Annotated in this window: 8 protein-coding genes and 1 tRNA gene; 5 read left to right on the top strand and 4 right to left on the bottom strand. The window is 65.5% G+C overall.

All coding sequences use genetic code 11. The features are described from left to right. The 4 genes from VMJ11_RS08280 to VMJ11_RS08265 all read left to right on the top strand — a co-directional run. On the top strand, positions 1–1,030 hold a 1,030-nt coding region (locus tag VMJ11_RS08280), incomplete at its 5' end, for a sensor histidine kinase (RefSeq protein WP_325618776.1). Then, positions 1,027–1,674, top strand: coding sequence for an oxygen response regulator transcription factor FixJ (fixJ, locus tag VMJ11_RS08275; RefSeq protein ID WP_325618774.1), 648 nt, complete (start codon positions 1,027–1,029; stop codon positions 1,672–1,674). The genes VMJ11_RS08280 and fixJ, both read left to right, overlap by 4 nt. Before the next feature lie 235 nt (positions 1,675–1,909). Then, the gene (folD, locus tag VMJ11_RS08270) at positions 1,910–2,764 is read left to right on the top strand and encodes a bifunctional methylenetetrahydrofolate dehydrogenase/methenyltetrahydrofolate cyclohydrolase FolD (RefSeq protein ID WP_325618772.1); all 855 of its coding nucleotides are present in this window, start codon (positions 1,910–1,912) and stop codon (positions 2,762–2,764) included. A gap of 328 nt (positions 2,765–3,092) precedes the next feature. Then, a complete protein-coding gene (locus VMJ11_RS08265) occupies positions 3,093–5,192 on the top strand; it encodes a M3 family metallopeptidase (RefSeq protein ID WP_325618770.1) in 2,100 nt (699 codons plus the stop codon). Between the two features lie 86 nt (positions 5,193–5,278). On the opposite strand, the gene VMJ11_RS08260 is transcribed toward VMJ11_RS08265, so the two are convergent. Then, positions 5,279–6,565, bottom strand: coding sequence for an amidohydrolase family protein (locus tag VMJ11_RS08260; protein ID WP_325618768.1), 1,287 nt, complete (start codon positions 6,563–6,565; stop codon positions 5,279–5,281). A gap of 100 nt (positions 6,566–6,665) precedes the next feature. After that, complete coding sequence (gene dinB, locus VMJ11_RS08255) at positions 6,666–7,862, bottom strand: DNA polymerase IV (RefSeq protein WP_325618766.1); 1,197 nt, start codon at positions 7,860–7,862, stop codon at positions 6,666–6,668. A gap of 135 nt (positions 7,863–7,997) precedes the next feature. On the opposite strand from dinB, the gene VMJ11_RS08250 reads away from it, so the two are divergent. Next, entirely contained in the window at positions 7,998–8,693 is a 696-nt protein-coding gene (locus tag VMJ11_RS08250) for an aspartate/glutamate racemase family protein (protein WP_325618779.1), read from the top strand. A 99-nt stretch (positions 8,694–8,792) separates the two neighbouring features. On the opposite strand, the gene VMJ11_RS08245 is transcribed toward VMJ11_RS08250, so the two are convergent. Together VMJ11_RS08245 and VMJ11_RS08240 are read right to left on the bottom strand one after the other, a co-directional pair. Beyond that, a tRNA-Met gene (locus VMJ11_RS08245) sits at positions 8,793–8,869 on the bottom strand. Positions 8,870–9,019: 150 nt separating this feature from the next. Next, a complete protein-coding gene (locus tag VMJ11_RS08240) occupies positions 9,020–9,583 on the bottom strand; it encodes a PadR family transcriptional regulator (protein ID WP_325618764.1) in 564 nt (187 codons plus the stop codon). Positions 9,584–9,877: the final 294 nt, after the last annotated feature.

Genomic DNA, 9,877 nt, shown 5'->3' with positions numbered 1-9,877 from the left:
CGGCTTCGACTCGGCGAGCGCGTCCTCCGATTCGATCGACATGGTCGACGCCTTCGCGGGCCTGCCGGCCACCGCGCTCACCGAGAGCACGGCGGACGCGCAGGAGGTGTACGTCGAAAGCATCCAGAAGTGGTTCGAGGTCCGCCGCCAGTACATCCAGTGGGTGGACGGCCACCTCGCGCAGATGCAGATCGCAACCGACATCACCACGCGCAAGCAGGCACAGGAATTGGCGCGCCAGCAGGACGAAAAACTGCAGTTCACGAGCCGCCTGATGACGATGGGCGAAATGGCGTCGTCGCTCGCGCACGAGCTGAACCAGCCGCTTGCCGCGATCAACAACTACGCCTCGGGTACGGTCGCGCTCGTGAAGTCGGGCCGCGCCGCGCCCGAGAACCTGCTGCCCGTGCTCGAAAAAACGGCCCAGCAGGCCGTGCGCGCGGGCATGATCATCAAGCGCATCCGCGAGTTCGTGAAGCGCAGCGAGCCCAAGCGCCAGGCCACGCGCGTGGCCGACATCGTCGCCGACGCCGTGGGCCTCGCCGAAATCGAGGCGCGCAAGCGCCGCATCCGCATCGTCACCGACATGCGCTCGCGCATGCCTGTGATCTACGTCGATCCGGTGCTGATCGAGCAGGTGCTCGTCAACCTTCTGAAGAACGCGGCCGAAGCCATGGCCGATGCACGCCCGAATGCGATCGATCCCGTGATCCGCGTGATCGTGAAACGCGAAGGCGGGAACGTGTGCATCAGCGTCGTCGACCAGGGCCCGGGCGTGGATGAAGCCACCGCCGAGCGCCTCTTCGAGCCGTTCTACAGCACCAAGTCCGACGGCATGGGCATGGGGCTGAACATTTGCCGTTCCATTATCGAATCGCACCGCGGGCGTCTCTGGGTGGTCAACAACGTCGAAACCGACGGCCACATCAGCGGCGCAACGTTCCATTGCAGTCTGCCCATCGGCGAATCGGACAACCCCTCGCGGAACACCGAAGAACCGACTCCACAAACAGTTACGGGAGAGCCATGAACAGCCCAGTCACCACCCAGGAAACCGTCTTTGTTGTCGATGACGACGAGGCCGTACGAGACTCCCTGCGCTGGCTGCTCGAAGCGAACGGCTACCGCGTTCAGTGCTTCAATAGCGCGGAGGAGTTCCTCGAGGCGTACCAGCCGGCGCAGCAGGCCGGGCAGATCGCCTGTCTGATTCTGGACGTGCGCATGTCGGGCATGAGCGGTCTCGAGCTGCAGGAGCGTCTGATCGCCGAAAACGCGTCGCTGCCGATCATCTTCGTGACGGGCCACGGTGACGTGCCGATGGCCGTCTCGACCATGAAGAAGGGCGCGATGGACTTCATCGAGAAGCCGTTCGACGAAGCCGAGCTGCGCAAGCTCGTCGAGCGCATGCTCGACAAGGCGCGCAACGAAAGCAGCAACGTGCAGCAGCAGCGCGCCGCCGCCGAACGCCTCGGCAAGCTCACGGCGCGCGAGCACCAGGTGCTCGAACGGATCATCGCGGGCCGCCTGAACAAGCAGATCGCCGACGATCTCGGCATCAGCATCAAGACCGTGGAGGCGCACCGCGCCAACATCATGGAGAAGCTCAACGTCAACACGGTCGCGGACCTGCTGCGTCTCGCGCTCTCCAACAAGCCGCAACAAGCGCAACAGTAAGCACGCCGTCGTTACTGTCTTCTCGCCCTGTTGGCGCGCCGCGGCGCGCGCGAACAGGGCGAGCGGCCTGCCGCCGCAACCTTCCCGTCTCCCCCTTCATCGCCCATTGCGGTCTGAGTGCGCCCGCCGCGCGGGTATAATGTCGGCCTTCGCCGTGGTGCCCGCCCGCGCGCTTCGCGCGCCAGTCCCCGCGCCCACGCGTGCCCGCATCGCCCACTCTCGATCTCGACCGACCATGACTGCCACCCTCATCGACGGCAACGCCCTCTCCAGGAAACTTCGCGCCGACGTCGCCACGCGCGCCGCCGCCCTCACCGCCCGCGGCCATCAGCCGGGCCTCGCGGTCGTGCTCGTGGGCGACAATCCGGCGAGCGAAGTCTACGTGCGCAACAAGATCAAGGCCTGCGAAGACAACGGCCTTCATTCGTCGTACGACCGCTATCCCGCATCGCTCTCCGAAGCGGATCTGCTCAAGCGCATCGACGAGCTGAACCGCGACCCGAAGATCCACGGCATCCTCGTGCAACTGCCGCTGCCGAAGCACATCGACAGCCACAAGGTGATCGAGGCGATCGCGCCCGAGAAGGACGTGGACGGCTTCCACGTTGCCAACGCCGGGGCGCTCATGACGGGCCAGCCGCTCTTTCGCCCGTGCACGCCCTACGGCGTGATGAAGATGTTCGATGAGTACAAGATCGCGCTCGAAGGCGCGAACGCCGTGGTGATCGGCCGCTCGAACATCGTCGGCAAGCCGATGGCGCTGCTGCTGCTCGAAAAGGGCGCGACGGTCACGATCTGCCACAGCAAGACGCGTGACCTCGCGAAGCACACGCGCGAAGCGGACATCGTGGTGGCCGCCGTCGGCAAGCGCAACGTGCTGACCGCCGACATGATCAAACCCGGCGCGACCGTGATCGACGTGGGCATGAACCGCGACGACAACGGCAAGCTCTGCGGCGATGTCGATTTCGCGGGCCTGAAGGACGTGGCGGGCTTCATCACGCCGGTGCCCGGCGGCGTCGGCCCGATGACCATCACGATGCTGCTCGTGAACACGATCGAAGCCGCAGAACGTGCGGCAGGCGCGTAACGAACACGCAGAGCGAAGACGCGGAGCGCATCCCGCGTCGTGACGTTCCCGAAGCGGCCCATCCAGGGCCGCTTCTTTTTTTGCACACACCCTCTCGCTGCGACGCGCCGCGTTGCTCTCGTCCTGACCCCTCGCTCGAATCCGGCGCCCGCGCTGCCCAGGCCACGCAAGTCACGATTTCGCCGCCGCACCCTGACATCTGTTAATTTGCTCGGATGCCCCGGTTGGAAAGCGCAACTGGCGCCCCAATAATCGCCCTATCCGGCGCGCGTGGATGCATGCCGCGCGTCCAACCCCTTAACCGCGACAGACAGGAACAGGAAGCATTATGGCTACTACCCCCTCCGACAATCCGCTCCTCGATTTCACCGGGCTGCCGCGCTTTGGCGAAATCCGCCCGGAGCATGTGACGCCGGCGCTCGACGTGCTGCTCGCGAACGCGAAAGCGGCCGTCGAGCGCGCCGCGCAGCCGATCACGCCCGCACAATGGAGCGATGTGGTCGAGCCGGTCGAGCGCGCCACCGAGCCGCTCTCGCGCGCCTGGGGCGTGATCGGCCACCTGAACGCCGTCGCCGACACGCCCGAACTGCGGGCCGCGCACGGCGAGAACCTGCCGCGCGTGACCGAGTTCTGGTCGAGCGTCGGCCAGAACCTCGAGCTCTTCAAGAAGTACAAGGCCATCACCAATCACAACTCGTTCGAGCTGCTCTCGGGCGAGCGCAAGAAGATTCTCGATAACGCGCTGCGCGACTTCCGCTTGTCCGGCGCCGAGCTGCCCGAAGACCAGAAGCCGCGCTTCGCCGAGCTGCAGGAGCGCCAGGCCGCGCTCGCCAAGGCCTTCTCCGACCACGTGCTCGACGCGACCAATGGCTACGCGCTCTACGTGACGAGCGAAGCCGAGCTCGCCGGCCTGCCCGAGGACGTGATCGCCGCCGCGCGCGAAGCCGCCGAGCGCGAAGACAAGGAAGGCTGGAAGTTCACGCTGCACTTCCCCTCGTATTTCCCGGTGCTCCAGTATTCGGAAAATCGCGCGATGCGCGAGACGATGTACCGCGCCTACGTCACGCGCGCCTCGGAGCTCGGGCCTGTCTACGGCGGCGGCAAGGCGGAATGGGACAACACGGCGATCATCGACGAGCAGCTGAAGCTGCGCGCCGAGGAAGCGAAGATGCTCGGCTACAACAACTTCGCCGAGGTCTCGCTCACGCCGAAGATGGCCGAAACCCCGGCCCAGGTGATGAGCTTCCTGGAAGACCTCGCCACGCGCGCGCGCCCGCACGCCGAGAAGGACTGGAAGGAGCTGCGCGAATTTGCCGCGAACGAACTGGGCCTCGCGCAGATCGAGCCGTGGGACATGGCGTTCGCCGCCGAACGCCTGCGCCAGAAGCGCTATTCGTTCTCCGAGAACGAAGTGAAGCAGTACTTCCCGGAAGATTTCGTCCTGCGCGGCCTCTTCAAGGTCACGGAGACGCTCTTCGGCGTGCGTATCCGCGACGACAGCGCACCCGTGTGGAACGACGACGTGCGCTTCTTCCGTGTCGAGAACGCGGACGGCACGCTCGTCGCGCAGTTCTATCTCGACCTCTACGCACGCGAGGGCAAGCGCGGCGGCGCATGGATGGACGACGCACGCTCGCGCCGCAAGCTCGACGGCAACGCCGTGCAGACGCCCGTCGCGTATCTCACCTGCAACTTCTCCGCACCGGTAGGCGGCCGTCCCGCGTGCTTCACGCACGACGAAGTCATCACGCTCTTTCACGAGTTCGGCCACGGCTTGCACCACATGCTGACGCGCGTCGACGAACTGGCGGTGTCGGGCATCAACGGTGTGGAGTGGGACGCCGTCGAGCTGCCCTCGCAGTTCATGGAGAACTTCTGTTGGGAGTGGGACGTGGTGCGCGAGATGAGCTCGCACGTCGAAACCGCAAAGCCGCTGCCGCGCGAGCTCTTCGACAAGATGCTCGCCGCGAAGAACTTCCAGAGCGGTCTCGCCACGCTGCGTCAGATCGTGTTCTCGATGTTCGACATGGCGCTGCACGTGGACTTCGAAGCATCGAAGGGCAAAACCGCGACTGACCTCGCGCGCGAGATCAACGAGCGCTATCACGTCATTGCGCAGGCGCCGTTCTCGCGCTGGCCGAATACGTTCAGCCACATCTTCGCGGGCGGCTACGCGGCAGGCTACTACAGCTACAAGTGGGCCGAGGTGCTTTCCGCCGACGCCTACGCGGCTTTCGAGGAAGCCGCGCAGGCCGCGCAATCGAGCGTGCTCGACGAAGCGACCGGCACGCGCTACCGCAAGGAAATTCTCGAAGTGGGCGGCAGCCGCCCGGCGATGGAGTCGTTCAAGGCGTTCCGCGGCCGCGAGCCGAGCATCGACGCGCTCTTGCGCCACATCGGCATGGAGCAGCCGCCGGCGCAGCACTGAGCACCTGCCAGGCCGCGCGTGCGGCCTGAAGCAACGCAACCGCGCATGGGCCACGACCCATGCGCGGTTTTTTATCGCTTTGCGCGCTATCGATGCAGCCTGAAATCGACGCTTTCGGGCCGCCCTTCGAGCGCGAGCGCCGCACGCTGCGCGGGCTGCCTGCTCACCACCCTGCCCCGGCTCACCACCGCGAGCCGAGGCGCGCGCAGGCGGATTGCCTCGACAGGATCGCCCGCGTCGAGCACCACGAGGTTGGCCGTGCAACCGGGCGCCACGCCATAGTCTTCGAGACCGAGGATCGCCGCGGCGTTCACGCTCACCGCATCGAAGCACGCGCGCGAAGCGTCGGTGCCCGTCAGCTGCGCGACGTGCAGGCCCATGTGCGCAACTTCGAGCATATCGCCCGAGCCGAAGCTGTACCACGGATCCATCACGCAGTCGTGGCCAAATGCGACGTTCACGCCCGCCGCCATCAGCTCGGGCACGCGCGTCATGCCGCGGCGCTTCGGGTAGGTATCGCTGCGCCCTTGCAGCGTGATGTTGATGAGCGGATTCGCGATGGCCGCAACCCCCGCTTCGCGCATGAGCGGAATGAGCTTGCTCGCGTAGTAGTTGTCCATCGAATGCATGGACGTGAGATGCGAGCCCGCCACGCGCCCTTGCAGGCCGAGCCGATGCGTTTGCGCGGCGAGCGTTTCGATGTGGCGCGAGAGCGGATCGTCGGACTCGTCGCAATGCATGTCCACGCGCAGGCCCTTTTCGGCGGCGAACTCGCAGAGCAGGCGCACCGACTCGGCTCCGTCGACCATCGTGCGCTCGAAGTGAGGAATGCCGCCCACCACGTCCACGCCCATGGCGATCGCTCGCTTGAGATTGTCGAACGCGCCCGCGCTGCGCAACAAGCCATCCTGAGGAAACGCCACGAGTTGCAGATCGAGATACTGTGCGACGCGGCGCTTCACTTCGAGTAGCGCCTCGACGGCGAGCAGCCGCTCGTCGCACACGTCGACGTGCGAGCGGATCGCGAGCAGCCCGCGCGCGACGGCCCAGTCGCAATACTGGAGCGCGCGTTCGACGAGCGCCTCCTGCGTGAGATGCAGCTTGAGCTCGCCCCACAGCGCAATGCCCTCGAGCAGCGTGCCGGAGGCGTTCACGCGCGGCAGTCCGTACGAGAGCGTGGCGTCCATGTGAAAGTGCGCGTCGACGAACGGCGCGCTCACGAGCGCACCCGCTGCATCGATCTCCTCGCGCGCCGCAGTGGCGAGATGCGGTTCGACAGCGGTGATGCGGCTCCCCTCGATACCGATATCGACCGTGCGATGCCCGGCCGGATGCGCATGCGCGAGCACCGCGCGGCGAATGATCAGGTCCATCTGCGGCTCCTTGTTCTGGCGACGTGATGTGGCGCTTTCGCGTCGATTCTATCGACGCCGGAATGACGCCGCCAGCGGCACGGCCGCGTCCACGCGGGTCTCACGCGAGCGCGATGCGGCCGTCGTCTTCTTCGGGATCGTCGTCGAAAAGCGCGAACTGGCCGCGCAGCGCGGCGTTCTCCTCTTCGAGCCGCACGCCGACACCGAGCAGACGCACCGCCAGCTTGCGGCGCGCAAGCCCCTTTTCGAGCAGCAGCAGCATCGTGCGCACGTTGGTGGCGTCGGCCACGCACTCGACCGTCGTGCGCTGGAAGTTGGCAAAGCGGATCTTCACGAAGAGCTTGCGTACCGCGTGCGCGCAGCCCGCACGCTCGATGCGCGCATCGAGCTGGACGGCCAGGCGCTTGAGCTCCTCGCTGCACGCTTCGAGCGTGCGCAGATCGTTCACATAGGTCGTCTCGACGCTCACCGACTTGCGCTCCTGATCGGCGCGCACAGGCCGTTCGTCGATACCGCGCGCGAGCTCGTAGAGCCGCTTGCCGAACACGCCGAAATGCCGGTGCAGATCGAACAGCGACCACGCGCGCAACTGCGCGCAAGTCGAGAGCCCGAGCTTTTCGAGCTTCGCCGCGGTCACCTTGCCCACGCCGTGAATCTTGCGCACGGGCAGCGCGGCGACGAAGGCATCGACCTCATGCGGACGCACGACGAAAAGACCGTCGGGCTTGTTCCAGTCGGAGGCGATCTTGGCGATGAACTTGCTCGGCGCCACGCCCGCCGAGACCGTGACGCCCACGCTCTCGCGCACGCGCGCCCGGATTTCCTCGGCGATCAGCGTGGCGCTGCCCTTGCAGCGCGTGGCGTGCGTCACGTCGAGATAGGCTTCGTCGAGCGAGAGCGGCTCGACGTCCTGCGTGTAGTCGCGGTAGATCGCCATGATCTGGCGCGAGGCGGTGCGGTACTTTTCCATTGCCGTGGGCAGGATCAGCAGTTCCGGACACTTGCGCATGGCAAGCGCCGACGACATTGCCGAATGAATGCCGAAGCGCCGCGCCTCGTAGTTGCAGGTGGCGATCACGCCGCGCTGGTCGGGCCGTCCGCCCACTGCGAGTGGGCGCCCGCGCAGCGAAGGATCGTCGCGCATTTCGACCGACGCGTAGAAGCAGTCGCAGTCGCAATGAATGATCTTGCGAGCGACGGCGGCAAAGGCCGCGGCCGAACGCCCCGGTTCGGGCGCGGCCGGCGGCGCGAGGTCGGAAAAAGGCGCGTTCACGGTTCCGATACTGTACAAAAACACAGTGCCATTATCAAGATGGCTGTCTGCACCCTGCCCCCATTGCCGTACCGCAGCCGATCGGCCCGACCGTACCTGTACGGCGGGACGGGCATGCCTATACTCGTGCGGATTGATCAATCCATGAAAGGGAAATCGATGAAGACGATCGGCGTGATCGGGGGGATGAGTTGGGAATCGTCCGCCGAGTACTACCGGCTACTGAACCGTCATGCGAAGGCGCGTCTGGGCGGGCATCACAACGCGCGCAGCCTGATGGTGACGGTGGACTTTGCGCAGGTCGAGGCGCTACAGCGCGCAGGCGACTGGGACGCGCTCGGCGCGCAGATGGCCGAAGCGGCGCTGCAACTCGAGCGCGGCGGCGCAGATCTCGTGCTGCTCGCGACGAACACGATGCATCGCGTGTGTGGGGCAATCGAGTCCACCATTTCGGTGCCCTTCCTGCATATCGCGGACCCGACCGGCCGGGCATTGCGTGCGGCGGGCGCGACGCGCGCGGGCCTCATCGGCACACGCTATACGATGGAGCAGGAATTCTACGTGGGGCGACTGCGCGAAGCGCATGGCATCGAAGCCATCGTGCCGAACGAGCATGATCGCGCGGACGTGCATCGCATCATCTACGACGAGTTGTGTCACGGCAAGGTGGATGCACAATCGCGGCGCGTCTATCAGCGCGTGATCGAAGACCTCGCTGCGCGCGGCGCGCAGGCGGTCATTCTCGGCTGCACCGAGATCACGTTGCTGATCGGTCAGGATGACTCGGTGCTGCCGGTGTTCGATACGACAGCGCTGCATGCGCAAGCGGCGGTGGATTGGGCGATTGGTGGGTGAATCCAGGCGGCGGGAAATGCAAAAAGCCCGCAAGATTTGCATCTTGCGGGCCTCAGGAATTCTTCTCAACGAACGCTCGTTACACGCAGAAAAACGTATTGGTTGCGGGGGTAGGATTTGAACCTACGACCTTCGGGTTATGAGCCCGACGAGCTGCCAGACTGCTCCACCCCGCGTCCGTCAGAGAAAAGAAGTATAAGGCTTCGAGGCCGCCACGTCAAATATCTTTTTCAAGCACGCGGCACATTACGTGCTCGAACACTGCAGCGCGACGTATACAAGCGCCAAGCAAGCGCCCTCGTCGAGCGCGACGCCCCCTTGCCAAATTAATTCGGACAACCTGGCAATCCTTGCCGTGCATCGGGCTCGACCAGCGGCCGCAACTCATCGGCCCATTCGAGCCACATCTCCTGGGTGCGAATGCCCGCCTTCAGGATCGCGTATTGCAACTGCTGCCCGCGCGTGAGCGAAGGCGCGCTAAAGTCGCGCTGCTCGATCTCGCGGTATAGCGCGAGCCGTGCGCGATTTTCGTCGATGAGCCGCGCCAGTTCTTCCGCGAGGCCGAGCGGCCCGATCACGGCGTCGGCGCGCAGCTTGAGCAGGAACGCGCTACGCGAATCGGGGCCGAGCACCGTCTCGCGTGCCCAGCGCGCCACCTCATCGCGCCCCACCGGCAACACGCAATACACCTTCTTGCGCGTCGCCGCGGCCGTCTCGTCTTCCACGACCGACACCCACCCCGCTTCGACCATCCGACCCAGCTCGCGATAAATCTGCTGATGCGTGGCATGCCAGAAGTAGCCGATCGCGCGATCGAAACGGCGCGCAAGGTCGTAGCCCGACGAAGGCTTTTCCAGCAAGGCGATGAGGATGGCGTGCGGCGTCGACATGCGGCGATTCTAAACCAGACTTCGATCGGTCCTGCCGCTGTTATGGAGCGAATTCTTCCACTATGCAACTGGTTGCATAGTGGCAACGCCTTTGCTATGTTTAGTCCTGCCGGCCGGCGCGGCGATGCAACGTCACGCGGCCATCGCGCCGGCGCAAGGAAGAACACGACGGCGGCCACACCCGGCCGCCGCCCCAGTCAAGGAGATATGGATGTCCCTGCCCGCCGTGCTGCGCCGCGGCCTGTCGATTCCGGTCGTCGGCTCGCCGCTCTTCATCATTTCGAATCCCGATCT

This window comes from Paraburkholderia sp. (genome assembly GCF_035501035.1).
Taxonomy (GTDB): domain Bacteria; phylum Pseudomonadota; class Gammaproteobacteria; order Burkholderiales; family Burkholderiaceae; genus Paraburkholderia.
The sequence above is the reverse complement of the archived record's forward strand: the minus strand, read 5'-3'. Positions and strand labels throughout refer to the sequence as shown.